11 protein-coding genes are annotated in these 18,968 nt (G+C 57.0%); all 11 read left to right on the top strand.

From position 1 onward, the window contains the following. Positions 1–5 precede the first annotated feature (5 nt). The 11 genes from ACSEXW_RS00555 (at position 6) to ACSEXW_RS00505 (ending at position 18,965) form a co-directional block, all read left to right on the top strand. Entirely contained in the window at positions 6–2,366 is a 2,361-nt protein-coding gene (locus ACSEXW_RS00555) for a beta-galactosidase (protein ID WP_438444137.1), read from the top strand. Positions 2,367–2,400: 34 nt separating this feature from the next. Continuing rightward, positions 2,401–3,693 (top strand): cellulase-like family protein, encoded by a 1,293-nt coding sequence (locus tag ACSEXW_RS00550; protein WP_438444136.1) that lies wholly within the window; start codon positions 2,401–2,403, stop codon positions 3,691–3,693. Positions 3,694–3,937: 244 nt separating this feature from the next. Further along, complete coding sequence (locus ACSEXW_RS00545; protein ID WP_438444135.1) at positions 3,938–5,692, top strand: DUF2264 domain-containing protein; 1,755 nt, start codon at positions 3,938–3,940, stop codon at positions 5,690–5,692. Beyond that, positions 5,673–6,806 carry a glycoside hydrolase family 88 protein gene (locus ACSEXW_RS00540; RefSeq protein ID WP_438444134.1) on the top strand — a complete coding sequence of 378 codons (1,134 nt, stop codon included), beginning with the start codon at positions 5,673–5,675 and terminating at the stop codon, positions 6,804–6,806. Before ACSEXW_RS00545 ends, ACSEXW_RS00540 begins: the two co-directional genes overlap by 20 nt. A 249-nt stretch (positions 6,807–7,055) precedes the next feature. Further along, a complete protein-coding gene (locus ACSEXW_RS00535) occupies positions 7,056–9,248 on the top strand; it encodes a rhamnogalacturonan lyase (RefSeq protein ID WP_438444133.1) in 2,193 nt (730 codons plus the stop codon). A 141-nt stretch (positions 9,249–9,389) separates the two neighbouring features. Further along, positions 9,390–10,220 (top strand): sialate O-acetylesterase, encoded by an 831-nt coding sequence (locus ACSEXW_RS00530; RefSeq protein ID WP_438444132.1) that lies wholly within the window; start codon positions 9,390–9,392, stop codon positions 10,218–10,220. A gap of 21 nt (positions 10,221–10,241) precedes the next feature. Next, the gene (locus tag ACSEXW_RS00525; RefSeq protein ID WP_438444131.1) at positions 10,242–12,617 is read left to right on the top strand and encodes a helix-turn-helix domain-containing protein; all 2,376 of its coding nucleotides are present in this window, start codon (positions 10,242–10,244) and stop codon (positions 12,615–12,617) included. 254 nt (positions 12,618–12,871) lie between these two features. After that, positions 12,872–14,503 (top strand): extracellular solute-binding protein, encoded by a 1,632-nt coding sequence (locus tag ACSEXW_RS00520; RefSeq protein ID WP_438444130.1) that lies wholly within the window; start codon positions 12,872–12,874, stop codon positions 14,501–14,503. A gap of 69 nt (positions 14,504–14,572) precedes the next feature. After that, the gene (locus ACSEXW_RS00515; RefSeq protein WP_438444129.1) at positions 14,573–15,532 is read left to right on the top strand and encodes an ABC transporter permease; all 960 of its coding nucleotides are present in this window, start codon (positions 14,573–14,575) and stop codon (positions 15,530–15,532) included. An 11-nt stretch (positions 15,533–15,543) separates the two neighbouring features. Next, positions 15,544–16,425 carry a carbohydrate ABC transporter permease gene (locus ACSEXW_RS00510; RefSeq protein WP_438444128.1) on the top strand — a complete coding sequence of 294 codons (882 nt, stop codon included), beginning with the start codon at positions 15,544–15,546 and terminating at the stop codon, positions 16,423–16,425. A gap of 212 nt (positions 16,426–16,637) precedes the next feature. Beyond that, on the top strand, positions 16,638–18,965 hold the full coding sequence (locus tag ACSEXW_RS00505) for a helix-turn-helix domain-containing protein (RefSeq protein ID WP_438444127.1): 2,328 nt from the start codon (positions 16,638–16,640) through the stop codon (positions 18,963–18,965). Positions 18,966–18,968: the final 3 nt, after the last annotated feature.

Raw genomic sequence — 18,968 nt, 5'->3', positions numbered from 1 at the left:
GGAGTATGGCCGGCTATCGGATCGATGCACGGGAGGACCACAAAAGAATCGTAGCCATGCCTGGCTACATGGAAGGCCGGAATCCAACGGGCGAGCATTTCGGCTTTACGAATTATTACATGGAGAAGAACGGCCGGCCGTTCTTCGGGATCTGCGGGGAGTTTCACTACTGCCGCTGCCCGGAGGACCGTTGGGAAGACGAGCTGATCAAGATGAAGATGGGCGGCATCAACATCGTGTGCACCTATATCTTCTGGAATGTGCACGAGGAGGTTCAAGGCGTGTTCGACTGGAGCGGCCGCCGCAACCTGCGCGGCTTCATCGAGCTCTGCGGCCGGCACGGCTTGTACGTCATCATCCGCATCGGCCCCTTCGATCACGGAGAGATCCGCAACGGCGGGCTGCCGGATTGGCTGTTCGGCCGCCCGTTCGAAATCCGGTCCAACGATGAGGAGTACTTGGCCTATGTGCGGGTGCTCTATAAAGAGATCGGTGCCCAGGTGCAGGGACTGCTCTTCGGGCAGGGCGGTCCCGTCATTGGGACGCAGATCGAGAACGAGCACGGACACTCCGCCGCCCAGTGGGCGCTTACGACGGGCATCAGCAACCAGTGGGTGAACACGGGGCTCGAAGGCGAGGACCATATGCGCAAGCTGAAGCAGCTGGCGATCCAGGCCGGCATCGAGACGCCGCTCTACACCTGCACCGCCTGGGGCGGCGCCAATGCCCCGATCGACGAGATGCTGCCGCTATGGGGGGGCTATTCCCACTGGCCCTGGATCTACTATGAGCATGACCGGCCAGGCGAGAAGGGCGAGCATCCGGCGACTCCGGAATACATCTTCCGGGACAAGCACAATAACGCCATACCTTCCTCCTATAATTTCGAGCCGAGGTATTGGCCCGAGGATGTCCCGTATGCCTGCTGCGAGATGGGCGGCGGCATGACGCCCTTCTACAAGTACCGGTTCGACTTCCCGTACGTCAGCGTACCGGCCATGACCGGCATCAAGGTGGCGGAGGGCTGCAATCTGATCGGCTATTATATGTACCGAGGGGGCTCCAACCCCACCGGCCGCCGGGACTTATACCTGAACGATCTGGCCACGCCCAAGATCTCCTACGACTTCAACGCCTGCATCGGGGAGTTCGGGCAGATGAGGGAATCGTACCACCGGACCCGGCTGCAGCATCTGTTCTTCCGCACGTTCGAGGACTGGTTCTGCAAGACCATGACGATCCTGCCGGGAGACACCGCACAGATGGATCCGTACGATACGGATACGCTGCGCTACGCCGTCCGGGCCGCGGAGGGCTCGGGCCTCCTGTTCCTGAACAACTATCAGGACCATGCCGAGACCCGCGATCTCTCCGTTGCGGAAGGGGTCACGGTTGAGACTCGGAAGGCAGATATCCGGTTCCCGGCCGAAGGACCATTGCTGCTGGCCCATGACAGCTTCGCCATGCTGCCGTACCGGCTCGAGCTGGACGGAATCCTCCTGGAGCATGCGATGGCGCAGCCCGTCACCCGGCTGGAGCTTCAGGGAACGGCGTATTATTTCTTCGTGTCGCCGAAGGGAATGCCGCCGGAGTACGGCTTCGTCTCCGCCACTGTATCCCGTCTGGAGGCCGGCGAGGCGCTGGTGTCCGAGCGGGACGGCGTGACCCTCGTGCGTCCCCGAGAGGGAGGAGCCTCTCCGATCCGTATGACAACGGCTTCCGGCCGGCAGGTGCAGGTGGTCACGCTCACCGACGCGGAGGGCCTGAGCTTCTGGAAGGCCCAGGTCTGGGGGGAGGAGCGGGTGCTTCTGACGGATGCCGGCTTGCTTGTTACGGAGGATCAAGTGAAGCTGGAGGTGACCGACGCGGAGGAAGTGACGCTTCGTGTGTTCCCGGATCTGGAGGGACTCGGCACCGTGGCGGGCGGCGAATTACTCGAACGGTACGGCGACGGACTGTTCACGGCTTACCGATTCCGGCTGCCCAGCAAGGAAGTCCGCTTCGGAATCAAGCCGGTGAAGCAGGATAAGGCCGTTCTGACCTTCGAGCCGGATGCCTTCGACGGCAGGAAGGAAGTGCTGCTGCGTGTCGATTATCGGGGGGACATCGGGTATGCTTTTATCGATGGAGACCTCATCAACGACAACTTCAGCAACGGAAACACCTGGGAGATCGGGCTAAGCGCACACCGGGAACGGCTTGTCCGCCAAGGCATGTATCTCTACATCTCCCCAATCCGCAAAGGCAGCACGGTCAACAGTCAATCCACCATGGCCGGCTGGAGTGAGCATGCCGAAGAACAGATCGCACAATTGCAGCATATCCGTGCCGCGGCGGTGGTTGAGCTTGTGCTGCATCGAGGCTGACTGTAACCCATTCCATTACTGAGGTGACTTATAGATGAAGAAACTCACTATGCTTCCGACGCATCTCCCACGCAAGCTGACGATTTCCTTATGGGATTTCTCCTGGTACACGATGACTCAACCCGGTGAGCCCTATCATGACCTGACTGCTAGGTTCGACGAGCTGGTGGAGCGGGGATACAATACGATTCGGATCTGCGCCATGCCTTATTTCCTGTTCGGCCCGAACGGGAAACGGGAGGGGCGGCTGCACTTCGGAAATCTGGGCGAGGTCGGCAAGCGGACCCGCTGGTACAACTGCGCCGGCGGCGCGGAGCTGGACGGACACGCTCATATCCTGGAGCTGTTCCGGCAGGCGAAGGAGCATGACTGCTATGTGATTCTCTCCTCCTGGGAATACCAGCAGAGCCCCAGCTTCCTGGCCACCCCGGAGCTGGCCGATGAGCTGGCGGCCATTCCGCCCGCTGACCGCTTCATGGCCTTGGCCCGTTCTATGGACCGGCTCATCACCTTCCTGAAGGAGGAAGGCTACGGAGACCGGATTGCTCTGGCGGAGCTGCATAATGAATTGGAATTCGGCGGCTTGACGCAGGTCGGGCTGGATCAGGGCATCTCCTTCGAAGACAAGACGACGCTCCTGGCCTGTATGCGGCCTTACATCGAAGAGGCGCTGGGATACCTGCGGAGCCGTCATGCCGATACGCTGATCTCCATCAGCCATGTGCTTATCCACGATTATCCCAAGCAGCTGGTCGCCGCCAATACCCAGGTCGGGCAGTTCCACCTGTATCTGAATGGGGTGCTCCAGGAGCTGATGGATGAGACGGGCATCTGGGATGAGACCGTGCCGTTCCCCAATGCTCGGGTCCAAGCCCTGCTTCGGGAGGAGGCCCCGCCCTTCGAATCCTATCAACTCCCAGCGGGAGAGGAGTGGAGGCTGAAGGGCAACCCGATCGGGCTGAGACTCTTCTATCTCCACGATTGGACCGATCCGGACAAGTGGGACTACTTCCTGTATGACCGGTACGGCGCCCACAAGCTCGCCATGCTGCAGAAGACGGACCAGCGGTTCGCAGATGTGGCTTGGTGGGCGCAGCAGGCCCAAGTGCCCGTTGTCGTCGGGGAAGGCTACGTGGGATATACCCCGCTGCAAGCCGGCTTCGAGGAAGGGCCGGTCGGCAAATTCGTGGCGGAATACGCCATCCGCAAAGGAATGGAGCTGGGCTTCTGGGGAATGGTCCTGTGCTCCAATTGCGCACCGCATCATCCGTTCTGGAAGGACGTGGAGTGGCAGCTGCGGATGAATACACTGATTCAGCGTTCATAACGAAATTAGCGAAGCCATGGGATCCCGGATTCCCGTGGCTTTTTTTGTGCTTCCGGTACGCTGATCCGCCAGGGAACGGCCGGCTCCCGAGTTTTTGGACCGATTGCCTATTCCATTGGCTGAATTGCCGATCACCGGGCAAGGGGGTTCAATCCCATTGGATGTACTGAAGATATACAGGGTCCGTGTACCGGCTTATAGTTAAATCCGTAATGGAATTACACATGAAAGGCAGAACACGTACATGGAAACCTACAACGAACATGACAGCAAAGCCTTCTACGAGCAGATGCTGCTATCCATGGTGGAGCCGTTAATGAACCGGTTCAGTCCCGGCAAGGCCAGACTGGAGCTGGGGGCGGAAACAGCGGGCTATGGGAACCGGGTGGCCGGAATGGAGGCTTTTTCCCGTCTGCTGTGGGGGATGGTCCCCTACTGGGCCGGGGGAGGCAAGGATGAGAGATTGCTCCCGGTTTTTCTCGAGGGCATCGCGAACGGGACAGACCCTTCATCTCCCGAATATTGGGGTGACCTGCATCACAAGGACCAGCGGATGGTGGAGATGGCGGCCATCGCTTATGGCCTCCTGATGATTCCGGACAAGCTGTGGGAGCCCTTGGAGGAGCGCGTCCGCCACAACCTGTCGGAATGGCTGGGTCAGATTAACCGCTATACGCTGGCGGAGAATAACTGGCAATACTTCAACGTCTTGACCAATCTTGCTTTGAAGAGTATAGGAAGACCTTACAGCACCGAGCGGATGGAAGAGGCCATGGCCAAGTATGAGTCGTATTATCTGGGTAACGGCTGGTACTCCGATGGATTGCGGCCGCAGAAGGATTATTACATCTCCTTCGCCATTCATTATTACTGCCTTCTGTATGCCAAATGGATGAAGAAGGACGATCCGGCCAGGTCTGAGCGCTTCCAAGCGAGAGCCAAAACGTTCGCCCAGACGTTTCTTTACTGGTTCGACGAGGAGGGCAAAGCCCTGCCCTACGGAAGGTCGATGGCCTATCGCTTCGCCCAAGCGGCCTTCTGGAGCGTATACGCCATGACAGGACTGGACGGCTTCTCCCCCGGCGTGCTGAAGGGGATCATCGGGCGGCATCTCCGGTATTGGGCCAGGCAGCCCATGTACGACAACGGCGGTGTGCTGACCATCGGATATACCTACCCGAATCTGAATATGTCGGAAGGATATAATGCGGCAGGCTCGCCCTATTGGGCTTTCAAGACCTTCGCCTTCCTGGCCCTGCCGGACGGGCATGAATTCTGGCGCGCGAGGAGCGAACCGCTTCCGGAGCTGGACCAACAGAAGGTGATCCCGGAGTGCAACATGCTGATCACCCGGCGGGGCTCCGATGTGACGGCTCTTACGGCCGGACAGTATCCCGTCCTGCAGCTTACCCATGCAGCGGAGAAGTACGCCAAATTCGCCTATTCGTCCCGGTTCGGGTTCAGCTGTCCGCGGTCTTACTGGCATCTGCATGAGGCAGGGACGGACAGCATGCTGGCATTTTACGTGAACCGCATGGTTTATGTTCGGAGAGAGTGCCTCGACTATTCCGTCTCGGAGACCGGAGTGTATGCCAGATGGAGTCCGGTAGAGGGGATTGATGTAGAGACGTGGCTGATTCCGACGGACAAGGGGCATATCCGCCGCCATACGGTCACCAGTCAGGTGGAATGTACGGCCTATGACTGCGGCTTTTCGTATCCGGACCGGCAGGAGGAAACCCGAAGCCACTGCAGCGAAGGAACGGCTGAAGTGACGGATGCTAATGGATGCAGCCGTGTCCGGTCTGAGACGGGAAGAGGCATGGTCATTACGAGCGCGCCCAACACCAACCTGATCTTCCCCACAACCCGGATCCCCGCGGTGGAATACCAGATTCCGGTTGGAAGGACCACGATGGAGACCCGGGTAGATACGGAGTTCAGAGAGATCACAATACGGATAGGAGCCGGGAATGGGTATGAGATATGCGGTGAGTGAAGAGGACCGCCAGTGGGCGGAACAGGTGTGGGGGAAGCTGGAAGTCAAGCTGAAGGCGGAATGCGGCCGCATCGGCTCCTCCATCCCGTACATTCCGGTGAACGGAGTGTATTCGGACATGGGGGAGAAGTCTCTGGTCTGGTGGACCAACGGCTTCTGGAGCGGCATGCTGTGGCAGATGTACCATGCCACGCAGGAGAAGCTCTACAAGGAAACGGCGGAGCAAGTGGAAATCCGGCTGGATCAAGGGCTTGCCGATTATATGGGGCTGGATCATGATGTGGGCTTCTTGTGGCTTCATACGGCCGTGGCGAACTACCGGCTGACCGGCAATCCGCGCTCCAGAATCCGCGGGCTGCATGCAGCGGGAATCCTGGCCGGCCGGTACCAGCCGGCAGGAGGTTATATCCGGGCCTGGAACGAAGGTCAGGAAGGCATCGCCATCATAGACTGCCTGATGAATCTTCCGCTGCTGTACTGGGCGGCTGCGGAGAGGAAGGATGCGGGCCTGAAGCAGATCGCGGTCAGCCATGCCCAGATGGCACTGCGGCATATCCTAAGGCCGGACGGCTCCTGCAATCATCTGGTCGTATTCGACCCGGAAACCGGAGAGTACCTGAATAACCCGGGAGGCCAGGGATACGAGAGCGGTTCCTCCTGGACCCGAGGGCAATCGTGGGCCATCTATGGAATGGCGTTGTCCTACCGGTATACGGGGGACCGGGAATACCTGGACGCGGCCAAGAGAGTGGCCCATTATTTCATCGCCAATGCGGCGCTGAACGATTATGAAGTGGTCATCGATTTCCGCGCGCCGGAGCAGCCTGTCTATTATGATACGACCGCCGCCGTATGTGCGGCCTGCGGGCTGCTGGAGCTGGCGGAGGCGGTGGGCGATTACGAGAAGCCGCTGTATGTCAAGGCGGCGGTCCGATTGCTTCGGAAGATCGGCGAGAAGTTCTGTGAATGGGATCCAGAGCAGGACTCCATCGTGTCCCACGGCTCCGGAAGGTATCACCGGGAATCGGACCGCGAGGTGCCGATCATCTATGGCGATTACTTCTTCCTGGAGGGCATTCTGCGTCTGTTGGATAAACACTTGATGATCTGGTGACGGAAGGTTGCAAGTGTTCTATGGAACGGATCGCCTGTGAAATAACGCTCTGCGAGCCGTGTTGGCTGACACGGCTTGCAGCTGTTGTCCGGCAAAATAATGCGAAAGGAGCAAAATAGTATAAACACCAAAACCGGACGGTCAAAAATGTCTCATTGCCGGAAAAGACGGGGAGGCGTATGGTAAACCTGCAAGAGAGAGGAGCAGCTGCTTCTCGATCATGATTTCTTATGGCAGGAGGCTTTCACAATGAGTGTGCAAATGGAAAAATTAGACCGGGGGCTGGCGGCAGTCTGTACCTCCGAAGGAATATTCGTCAGCTGGAGACTGCTGGGGCAGGAGGTCAGCGGTTCTACGGAGCGGGGACTGACGGCTGCGGATTTCCGCTTGTACCGGAACGGCCAGCACATAGCGGACATCACCGACAGCACCAACTATCTGGACCGGGACGGCGGCAAGGAGTCCGCTTATTCCGTAGCAGCGGTTATCAACGGTCAAGAGGGGGGGAGATGTACGGAGGTCCGCCCCTGGGAAACACCCTATCTGGAGATTCCGCTGCAGAAGCCTGCGGACGGCGTGACGCCCGCCGGACAGAGCTATACCTACAGCGCCAACGATATGAGTGTGGGCGACGTGGACGGGGACGGGGAGTACGAATACCTGGTCAAGTGGGATCCGTCCAACTCCAAGGATGTATCCCACGTCGGCTACACCGGCAACGTCTACATGGATTGCTACAAGCAGAACGGCACCCTGCTGTACCGGATCGATCTGGGCGTGAACATCCGTGCAGGCGCCCACTATACCCAGTTCCTGGTCTATGACTTTGACGGAGACGGCAAGGCGGAGCTGATGTTCAAGACGGCTCCTGGCACCCGCACCATCCGGTACAAGGACGGCAAGCCCGTATCGGAGGCTTATATCACCCTCCTGCCGGAGGATGTGAAGGATGGGGTCAGCCACGAGGATGACTACCGCATGAGCCGCGACGATTATTACGAGCATGTGGTCGGAATGTTCTTAAGCTGGCACAGGCATGAGGAAGTGGAAGCCGGCCGCTGGCCAGCAACCTTGGAGGAATGCTTCGGCATCGAGCCGCAGTATCCGTATCCCTTGTCCCGCGAGAATGCGGAGCGCCTGGCGGATTACTTCCTCGACGTGTATGCGCCGAACAAGAGCGAGCGGAACAAGCTGCGCGATTTCGAAGGCTTCATCCTGACGGGACCGGAATACTTAAGCGTATTCCGCGGGGAGACGGGGGAAGAGCTTACCACCATCCGCTACAAGCCGGGACGCCACGACGACGGTCTGATGTGGGGAGACTATTCCTGGAAGAGGATCGAGCCGGGAAACCGGGTGGACCGCTTCCTGGCCGGTGTGGCTTATCTGGACGGACGGAAGCCGTATGCGATCTTCGCGCGCGGCTACTATACCCGTGCGACGGTAGCCGCCTACAGCTGGGACGGGCAGAGCCTGAAGGAAGTCTGGTATACCGACAGCGGCTGGGTGAACATGAACAATCCGTTCGCGGACACGCTGCATGAGCAGGATGGCCGCAACCCGGGAACGGGCTCGCTTGCCTCGCAGGGAGCCCACGCCCTCTCCACCGCCGATGTGGATGGGGACGGCTGCCAGGAGATCATCTACGGCTCGGCCACCATCGACCACGACGGCAGCATCCTGTACAGCTCCGGCGGCATTCTCCCCGAAGGCAGCGCCGCTCCCGGCCGCTACGCCAAGCTGGGACATGGGGACGCCCTGCACGTGGCGGCGGTGGATCCCGAACGCGGCGGCTTGCAGATCTATATGGTTCATGAGGCGGGGATTCATGGCCCTTACGGGTATACGCTCCGGGATGCAGCCACAGGGGAAGTGCTGTTCGGCGATTTCGCCAGGGATGATGTGGGCCGTGGGATGATCGGCAAGGTGGAGCCCCAGGTGCCCGGTCTTCAAGCCTGGTGCAGCGAAAGCCATCTGGCCGATGAGCCGTCCCGGGGACTCCGGTCGGCCAAGGGGGAGATGCTGAGCCCGGAGGCCCCCGGCACCAACATGAGCATCAAGTGGGGGGCCGACATGACGACCCAGATCATCAGCGGCACCTTCGACCAGCCGGTGGTGATCGAGGACTGGAAGCGGGGCAAGCTGCTGACCGCCGACGGCACCCGTTCGAACAACGGAACCAAGGGGAACCCCTGTCTGGTAGCCGATCTCTTCGGAGACTGGCGGGAGGAGCTGGTGGTCCGTACGGCAGACAGCACGGCCATTCGAATCTACATGAGCACGGAGGTCACGGACCGCAAGCTGTACACGCTGATGCATGATCCGCAGTACCGAGCCGGCGTGGCCTGGCAGAACGTCGTCTACAACCAGCCCTGCTACACCAGCTTCTACTTCGGCACGGATATGAAATGGGAGAAGGTTCCGGTACCGGACCTCGTGTGATGTTTTCTATTGTTCTCCTGATCTTCAGGTAGTAAGATCGTTATATGCATCCATACGGTTGGCTATCGCGGCTTACGCGGTAGCCAATGGTTGTTTATGGATAGTTCCACATACGACGTGGTAAAATGGTGGGAGTGAAACATGACGAATAATCCGAAATCCGGTCGGATGAAGGAAGTGGATTTGATTCTATTCATGGGTCAGTCCAACATGGCGGGCCGGGGAACGGCGGAAGAAGCACCCGAGGTACCAACCGGAGCGGCCTACGAATTCAGAGCCATAACTGACCCGACCCGACTCTACCCGCTCACGGAGCCCTTCGGCGTCCGGGAGAACAATGCGGACAGTGGCGTATCGGAGTCGCTCAAGACGGGCTCGATGGTCTCTGCCTTTGTCTCAACATACAATAAGCATACCGGCAGAACCATTGTAGGCGTCTCCTGCTCCAAGGGGGGCACCTCCATTAGCCAATGGCAGCCGGGCGGAGCATTCCTGAAGGACGCCGTCGCCCGTTATCATTCCGCGGCAGAGTGGCTGAGCGGCAACGGATATGCCATCGCCAACCGCTTCATGGTCTGGTGCCAAGGGGAAACCGACGGCGATCACGGCATGCCGCCGGTGGAATATACGGCCAAGCTGACGGCCATGATCGAAGCCATGATCGAATCGGGGATGGAGATGTGCTACCTCGTCCGAATCGGGCGTCATCGTGACAATGCTTCCTTGTATGATCCCATCATGGCGGCCCAGACGGAGCTGTGCCGAACCTTCCGGCATGCAGTTCTCGTCTCGACCAAGTTCGAGAGCATGGCGGCGGACGGGCTCATGAAGGATCCGTTCCATTATAACCAGATGGGCTATAACTTGGTCGGCGAGGACGCCGGCAGGAACACGGCCTACCATATTATGACGGGCAAAGAGCCGGAGCTGTATGACACCCGAACCCAATCGATGTACGTTTCATGCAAGTAGCTGCCGGACAGGAGGAAACGAATGGAGAAGCACCGAAGAACATGGTTCCATAGCCGGAGCGTTCTGTTGTCATGGACCCTATCCTATTTATCCGTTCTGCTCCTTCCGGTCATCCTTAGCGGCTTCGTCTACGTGCAGTCGAGCCGAATGCTGACCGACGAGATTCATCTGGCGAACAACTCCCTGCTCAAGCAGCTGAGAGAGCAGATGGACAAGCAGATCATGGCCATTGACCGGCTGAACTTCGAGCTGAATTGGAATCCGAAGGTCCGGGAATTGATCGCTCAGCATAAGTACAAGAACTATCCCAAGGATTTCTTGTACGATCTTCATGAGGCGACCAAGGATCTGATCGTCTACCGGTCCGCCTATTCCGAGATCGATCTGTTCTACATCTATCTGGCCCAACCGGACCTCCTGATGCTGCCGGACTTATACCGCGATTCGAAATTCGCCTACTCCGAACATCACCAGTCTCCGGACATGAGCTATGAGGAATGGCTGGATATCCTCCGCAGGAACAAGTTCAAGGGCTTCGTCCCGATGATGAGAAACAATGCGAACGGCGTCTCCACTGCCTCGCTCGCTTATGTCAGCACCTATGACTATGAAGACGGGAAGCCTTCCGGCGCCAATGTGATTCTGATCGACCAGTCTCGGATCCTGTCCGCCATCCAAAACATTGAAGCGTTCAGCAAGGGACATGTTCTCATTGCCGACGCCAACAACCAGGTCCTGGTCTCCAGCGGCGATACGCCTCTTCCGGAGGGAATGCCGATCGGACAGCCGGAGGATGGCAGCGGCATGTTCATCTGGAAGTCCGGGGGACAGCGGTTCGAGGTCTTCACCGTTCCATCCAACGTGTCCAAGCTCCGGTATATCTCCATGATCCCGAGTGAAATTTATTGGAAGAAGGCGGAGTGGGTACGCAAGCTGACCTACTTGAGCTTCACGGCCAGCTTGCTGGGCGGCGGCGTCTTGACCTACTTCTTCCTGCGACGGAATTACAATCCGATCCAGCGTCTGGTGCGCGTCTTTCATCACAAGGCTCCGACCCGGGAGAAGGGGGCCAACGAGTTTCTTTATATCCAGCAGGCCGTGGACAGCACACTCAGTGAAATGGACCAGATGCTGCTGGAGATGAAGAGGCAGCGGTTTACGATGCGGTCCCATTTCGTTGCCAAATTGCTGAAGGGCAAGCTGGACAACGGTCTTCCGCTGGCGGAATCCTTAACCGCATTCGATATGAAGCTGCTGTCGGAGGATATTGCGGTTCTTCTCTTTTACACGGAGGATCACGACGTATTCCTGGAACGGGTTCAAGGCAAGGGGACGGGCGAGAAGCTGGAGTTCCTGCATTTTATCGTGACGAATGTGGTGGAGGAATTGGTGAACGTGAAGCACCGCGGGTATATGACCGAAACGGACAACACCCTGGCTTGCCTCGTCAGCCTGTCCGATACCGATCCCGAGAACAATGCTACGGCAGACCTCTTGAAGGTTGCCCGATCGGCCCAGGAATTCCTCTCGGAGAAGTACAGCATCTATATCACGGTATCGATCAGCCGCGTACATCGGGGATTGGATCAAGCCCACCTGGCTTACCAGGAGGCTATGGATGCGATGGAATACAAGCTGGTCATGGGGAAGCAGGAAATATTGCCCTATGAGGAAGTCGAACGCTACAACAGCCGCGCGGAATCCGACTCGGGCTATTATTACCCCCTGCAGGTCGAGCAGCAGCTGATCAATTACGTCAAGGTGGGAGACTATCCGACGGCCCAGGCGGCTCTGGATGAGATCCTGGAGATGAACTTCGCCAAGCAGACCGTGTCCGTTCCCTTGGCCCGATGTCTCATGATGGATCTGGCCGGCACCCTGATGAAGTCTGTCGCGGAGCTGGGCGGAGGCCAGGAGAATGTGCTGGCGCAGGGGACCAAGCGAATCGAGCGGCTGGTCTCCTCGGAGACCTGGTCCGAGATGCGGGAGCAGATGTCGGTCATGCTGAAGGAGGCATGCGACTACGCGGGCGCGAAGCGGCAGATGAACGTCCAATTGAACCGGCAGCGGATGCTGGACGACCTGATCCGTGAGGTCGCCGCCTACATCGACGGGAACTACACCGACCCGGGACTCAATGTTTCCGTACTGGGTCAGCAGTTCGATATGAAGCCCACCTATCTCTCCAAGCTGTTCAAGGAGCAGACCGGAGAGGGGCTGCTGGAAACGTTGAACATGAAGAGAATCGAGCGTGCCAAGGAACTGCTCGCGGACAAGCGGACGGTCAACGAGGCGGCCGAGAGCTCAGGCTTTAACGATGTGGGCACCTTCATCCGCACCTTCAAGAAGCTGGAGGGCATCACCCCAGGCAAATATAAAGAAGTGTTGGATGAATAAAGGGTCCCCGATCCCCCTGTTCCGGTATTTTCGTGTGCCGGACAGGGGGTTTTTGCGCGTATGGAGCCGGTTTTGGACCCATTGCCTATCGTTTTGGCGGATTTGCCGATTCGCAATAGACCGATTTCAATTCTATTGGATGTACTGAAGATATACAGTGAAAACGGGCAATCTTATAGTAATACACAGGAGCTGCTAGCAAGCAGACTCGTAACGACAAGGTGATCCGATGGATCCAAGGAGGTTAATCAAGAGTGAGGAATCACATCAGAAAAACCGTACCCGCTCTCATGGCGTTCCTGCTGACGGGAAGCGCACTGGCCGGTTGCTCGGGCAACGAAAAGAAAGAGGAAGCAGCGGCCCCTTCCGCTGGCGCATCTGCAGCGCCTGCCGCGGTGTATCCCATCCAAACCGATAAGACGCTTTCGTATTGGGGGGCATTACCGAACAACCTGGTCGGCGTGAAGTCGAAACACTCGGATGTGCCGTTCTACCAAGAATGGCAAAAAAAGACCGGGGTAAAGGTGAATTTCACCGCACCGCCGGCCAATCAAATCGATGAATCGTTCAATGTGATGCTGGCCTCGGGTGAGCTGCCGGACATGGTGGAGTACAACTTCTTCAACTTCCCGGGCGGACCCGAGAAGGCCATCAAGGATGGCTATATCATGAAGCTGAATACGCTGATTGACAAGTATGCGCCGAACTATAAGAAGTTCCTGAAGGAAAACCCTGAGATTGACAAGATGGTCAAAACCGACAGCGGAAGCTATTATTCCTTCCCATTCATCCGTGGCGATGCATCCCTTATAACATTCCAGGGTCCGATCATCCGGAAGGATTGGCTGGATGAGCTGCAGCTGCCGGTTCCCGAAACCATCGATGAGTGGACGGCAACCTTGAAGGCATTCAAGGAAAAGAAGGGGGCCAAAGCGGCCATTTCCTTCGTAGCGAAACCGCGAGTGTTCAATGAGCTGGGGAACGGAGCCTTCATCGGTGCCTTCGGTGTAACCCGCGACTTCTATCAGGAGAACGGAACGGTCAAGTTCGGCCCTGCTGAGCCGGGGTATAAGGATTTCCTGGGGCTCTTCCGCCAATGGTACGCCGACGGGCTGCTGGATAAGGATGTGGCGACCGTGGATTCCAAGGTGCTGGATGCCAATATTACCAGCGGTGCTACCGGCGCAACCTGGGGCAATGCAGGAGGAGGCATCGGCAAGTGGCAGCCGCTTCTGAAGGAGAAGGATCCCAAAGCTTCGGTGATCGCCGCGCCGTACCCTGTCCTGAAGAAGGGCAGCACTCCGAAATTCGGCCAGAGGGACTATGCGTACTCCACCGGAGGAATGGTGGCCATTTCGGCATCGTCCAAGAATGCGGAGCTGGCGGTCAAGATGCTGGACTTCGGTTACAGCGAGGAAGGGCGGATGTTCTTCAACTTCGGAACCGAAGGTGTCAGCTACAAGATGGAGAACGGTTATCCCAAGTACACGGATCTGTTGATGAAAAATCCGGATAAGCTGGCTCCTGCCCAAGCCATGTCCCTTCATATCCGGGGTAACACGTCAGGGCCCTTCATTCAAGACAAGCGTTACTTGGAGCAATATCTGAACCTGCCGGAGCAGCAGTCGGCCGTTTCCTTGTGGCAGAAGACAGATATGGCCAAATATCAGCTTCCGCTGATCACACCGACTCCGGAAGAGAGCGCGGAATTCGCCAAGATCATGGCGGATGTGAACACGTTGGTGGATGAGATGACGCTGAAGATCATTCTGGGTTCGGAACCGCTGGACTCCTTCAACAAGTATGTGGAGAAGCTGAAATCCGTCAAGCTGGACCGTGCCATCGAGATCAAAAAAGCGGCGTTGGAGCGTTATACGAAGCGCTAAGCAGGAGAAGGACCGGAGGGAGGGCAGTAATCCTCCCCCCGGTTTTCTATGAAGGAGGAGTGGCCAGAGATGTCCAGAACGCAAGTGGCAACGGGTCGGAAGACCGCCATAGACAGAAACAGCTTCACCTACCGCTTTGCCCGGGATTTTAAGCTGAACAGACTGCTGTATTTTATGATGATTCCCGTCTTGGCTTATTACGCCATTTTCCATTATGCGCCGATGTACGGCGCGGTCATCGCCTTTAAGGATTTCTCCCCCATGAAGGGAATTATGGGCAGCGATTGGGTGGGCTTGCAGCATTTCCAGGATTTCTTCTCCAGCTATTACTTCTGGAGGATCCTGAAGAACACCGTCGTGATCAGCGTCTATTCCCTGATCTTTATGTTCCCGGCTCCGATCATTTTGGCTTTGCTCATCAATGAGGTCCGCAGTCAGGCCTTCAAGCGTGTCGTGCAAACCATTTCCTATATGCCGTATTTCATCTCCCTGGTCGTCATCTGCGGGATGGTCACCGACTTCACGAACAGCAACGGCATTATCAATACCCTCTTCTCCTACTTCGGCTATGACGGCACCGCCATGCTGCAGAAGCCGGGGCTGTTCCGTCCCATCTACATCCTGTCGGAGATCTGGCAGAAGGTCGGATGGGAGTCCATCATCTATATCGCAGCACTCATGGGCATCGACCAGGAGCAGTATGAGGCGGCCCGCATCGACGGAGCCAGCCGCTTGAAGCAGATGCTGTACATTACGCTGCCGGGTATTCTGCCTACCATTACGATCATGTTCATCCTTCGTATGGGCAACATGCTGAACGTCGGTTTCGAGAAGATCATCCTGCTGTATAATCCGGTAACCTACGAGACGGCGGACGTCATCTCCTCCTTCGTCTACCGCAAGGGTCTTCTGGAATTCGGCTGGAGCTACAGCACCGCGGTCGGGCTGTTCAACTCGCTGGTGAATCTGGCGCTGCTGATTACAGCGAACTATGTCAGCCGTAGAGTCAACGAAAGCAGCTTATGGTAGGAGGAACACAAATGAAAGCCCAGATCAGCACGGGAGACCGTACCTTTGACATCACCATCACCGTGGCTCTCTCCCTTCTCGTCATCGTTACGCTTTATCCGCTCTTATATGTGACGTTCGCCTCATTCAGCGATTCCAGTCAATTGATCGCCCATACCGGCTTTCTGTATAAGCCGCTGGGCTTCAGCCTGGATGCCTACCGCAGTGTATTCGATAACCCGGGCATTATGAAGGGCTATGGCAATACCTTGTTCATTCTGGTGGTTGGGGTGTCGATCAATCTGCTGCTTACCGCGGTGGCCGCTTATGTCATGTCCAGAAGAAACGTCATGTGGAACGGCTTCTTCACCTTCCTGATCGTGTTCACGATGTTCTTCCACGGCGGCTTGATTCCGCTGTACCTGATCGTGAAGGACGTGGGGCTGATGAACTCCCTGTGGGCGACCATCATCCCGTTCTCCATCAGTACCTTTAACCTGATTATTATGCGCACCTCCTTCCAGGCTATCCCGGAGAGTCTGGAGGAATCGGCCAAGATCGACGGGGCCAATCATCTGACGATTCTCTTCCGGATCGTGCTGCCCCTGTCCATGCCGGTGGTGGCTGTCATGATTCTTTACTACGCGGTGGAAAAATGGAACGCCTGGTTCTACGCCTCCATCTTCCTGAAGGACCGGGGCCTGTTCCCGCTGCAGCTGGTGCTCCGGGAGATCCTGATCGCCAACTCCACGGACAGCATGACGTCCGGCGCCGGCTCGGCGGATCAATTCAAGATCGGCGAGACCATCAAGTACGCCACGATCATGGTGGCTACGGTACCGATTCTCTGCATCTATCCCTTCGTGCAGAAGTATTTTGTGAAGGGCGTTATGATCGGTGCAGTGAAGGGTTAAGGTTCGTTTCAACGGACACCCGCTGCATCAGAACAAAGCTCTATCCCGGACGTGGATCCGGGGTAGGGCTTTTTGCTTATCCGTGGCAAGCCTCGCATTCTAGAACAAGGAAGGTTAACATGATAGAATAGCAGGAGGGCCTCCCGCTTGGCCGCTTCAGGAATAGGCGGATGATTCAGCATGGGACATCAGGGGATAAAGGTGGGAGAACGTTGCTAAGAAAACTACAGGGAGCCTTCGGTTTTTCGTCGGGACAATTGCGAAGAAAAGTGCTGATCTTCTCCTCCCTCCTTGCTACGATCCCGGTCATGATCATGGGGATCGCCGCCTATTACATCGCAAGCGGCAAGATGATCGATGAAATCGGGGAAGCCAACAGGCAGACCATGCTGCAGATTCAGCAGCGGATCGACGAGAAGCTGACCACCCTCGAGAAGATCGTGCTTCAGAATTCCGTGAACCCAACGCTGTCCAGCTTCCTGTCCCAGCCTAAGCCGGAGGCGGATCTGGAGAATTTGGGCCTGACCATGTCCCTTCTGAATTCCATCCAGGTATCCATTGAGGACGTGGATGCCGTCTACTTGTACCACCCCGACAAGCATCTTGTCGTTGCCCCTGACCGGGGAATCGTAGGGGAAGAGACTCTGTCGGAGCCTGTACGGACTGCGGTCAGCCGGGATCCTTCCAAAATATGGATTGACCATAAGCTCGAATCGACCCTGGTTCGCGACGGCTTCCACCAGATTACCTTCGTCCTGAGGATTAATCCCTACGACAAGTCCTCTTCCGGCTATTTGATCGTCAATTTAAATGACAGCGCTTTTTTTCGTGTATTCAGCAAGATGCGGCTGGGCTCCAGAGAGCTCTTGATCGTGACTCCGAGCGGCAACGTCTTTTCGGACTTGTCCGGCAGCACGGACCGCGCTCCCTATGAGGATTACGGTCTGATCTCCAAGCTGCTGGTATCCCATGAGGAGGAGAAGCTCTGGACGGAGAAGTGGAACGGCCGCAGCTTGTCCATTCATTCCCTCCAGTCCCACTATAACGGGTGGAAGTATGTGACCGTCATCCCGACCAGCGATCTGACCCGGCATCTGCAGAAGATTAAAGAGACCACCTTCCTGATCTGTCTCCTTCTCATATTAGGCAGCACGGCCGCCACAGGAATTCTGTCCAAGCGCTGGTACCGCGGCCTGCAGTCGCTGATGGATCTGGTCAAGAACAAGGGTGGTCTGGGAGATGCTCCTAAGAACCAGAACGAATTCACCCTGATCCGGAATTACTTCGAATCCTTATCGGCCAGCAATGAGCAGCTTGGCAGGCAGATCGAAGAATCCATGCCGCTGCTTCGGGCCAATTTTATTCAGAAAATGCTGACGGAACCCTTGGACGGTTCCTTGCTCGAACGGGCGGAATATTACAGCATTCCGGTGAAGCATCCGTACTATACGGTGATCTGCGTCGAGCTGGACAATATGAGGGGCCAGACGGAGAAGGACTTGAACCTGTTTCATTATGCCGTCATCAATATTGCCAAGGAGATCCTGAGCCGCGCAGCGGAGGGGCTGGTGGTCCGCATGCACAGCGGACATATCGCCATTCTGGTGAACCACGGCGTGGAGGAGGAGGCGTCGGAGGACCCGAATGGGGCTATTCTGAAGAACAAGGCCTTCTTTATTGCCGAGGAAATACGCAGCGTTTCGGAGAGCCTGCTCCATATCACCGTCACCATGGGAATCGGCCACAGCTACGAGGGCCTGGCGTTGGCCAGAAGCTCGTACCGGGAGGCGTTGGAGGCGTTGGAATACCAGCTGGTGGAAGGCAGCGGAAGGGTGCTGTACATCGGGCACATCAAGCCGGAGACCGCTTCCTTCGACTATCCCTATGAGATCGAGCAGCAGATTGTGACGCACTTGAAGCTGGCTCATTTGTCCCATATCCAGAGCCTGCTGGATGATTTCGCCGAAGCCTTGAGAGTGGATCTCTATCATCATGAGCATGTCCGCCAATCGTTCGCACAGCTCATTGCGGCCTCCTTGCGTACGTTATATGAGATGGACCCCAACGGCGCACAGCTGTATGATTACAACCTCTACCAGCGACTGAACGAACTGAATACGTCGGCTAAGATCGTGAACTGGCTGAAGACGGAGGTATATCCGCCCATCGTCGAGCACCTGAGCAGCAAAGCGGTGCAGCGCAATCACAGCATGGTATCGCATGTGCTGGATTATATCCATGAGCATTACGATACGGACGTGTCGCTGTCCCTGCTTGCGGGCCGGATCTCCATGCCGCTGTCCCAGCTGAGCTTCATGTTCAAGGAGGAGGTCGGGATGACCTTCTCGGATTATCTAATCTCCCACCGAATGGAAAAGGCGAGAGACCTTCTGGAGACCACGGATCTGAAAATTTCGGAAATCGCCGAGAGACTGCGTTACAACAACTCGCAAAATTTCATCCGGGTCTTCAAGAAAATCAACGGTATCCCCCCCGGTGAATACAGAAGCCGCTATTCTCAAAAAAGGGCGGAGGGGTGAGTG

This window comes from Oryzibacillus soli (assembly GCF_051594765.1).
GTDB lineage: Bacteria > Bacillota > Bacilli > Paenibacillales > NBRC-103111 > Paenibacillus_AR.
This window is presented reverse-complemented; position numbering and strand designations above follow the sequence as displayed.

Bases quoted from the DNA above. Each gene is read 5' to 3' on its own strand.
- ACSEXW_RS00555 (WP_438444137.1), top strand. From the start codon at position 6: ATGGCCGGCTATCGGATCGATGCACGGGAGGACCACAAAAGAATCGTA.
- ACSEXW_RS00550 (WP_438444136.1), top strand. From the start codon at position 2,401: ATGAAGAAACTCACTATGCTTCCGACGCATCTCCCACGCAAGCTGACG.
- ACSEXW_RS00545 (WP_438444135.1), top strand. From the start codon at position 3,938: ATGGAAACCTACAACGAACATGACAGCAAAGCCTTCTACGAGCAGATG.
- ACSEXW_RS00540 (WP_438444134.1), top strand. From the start codon at position 5,673: ATGAGATATGCGGTGAGTGAAGAGGACCGCCAGTGGGCGGAACAGGTG.
- ACSEXW_RS00535 (WP_438444133.1), top strand. From the start codon at position 7,056: ATGAGTGTGCAAATGGAAAAATTAGACCGGGGGCTGGCGGCAGTCTGT.
- ACSEXW_RS00530 (WP_438444132.1), top strand. From the start codon at position 9,390: ATGACGAATAATCCGAAATCCGGTCGGATGAAGGAAGTGGATTTGATT.
- ACSEXW_RS00525 (WP_438444131.1), top strand. From the start codon at position 10,242: ATGGAGAAGCACCGAAGAACATGGTTCCATAGCCGGAGCGTTCTGTTG.
- ACSEXW_RS00515 (WP_438444129.1), top strand. From the start codon at position 14,573: ATGTCCAGAACGCAAGTGGCAACGGGTCGGAAGACCGCCATAGACAGA.
- ACSEXW_RS00510 (WP_438444128.1), top strand. From the start codon at position 15,544: ATGAAAGCCCAGATCAGCACGGGAGACCGTACCTTTGACATCACCATC.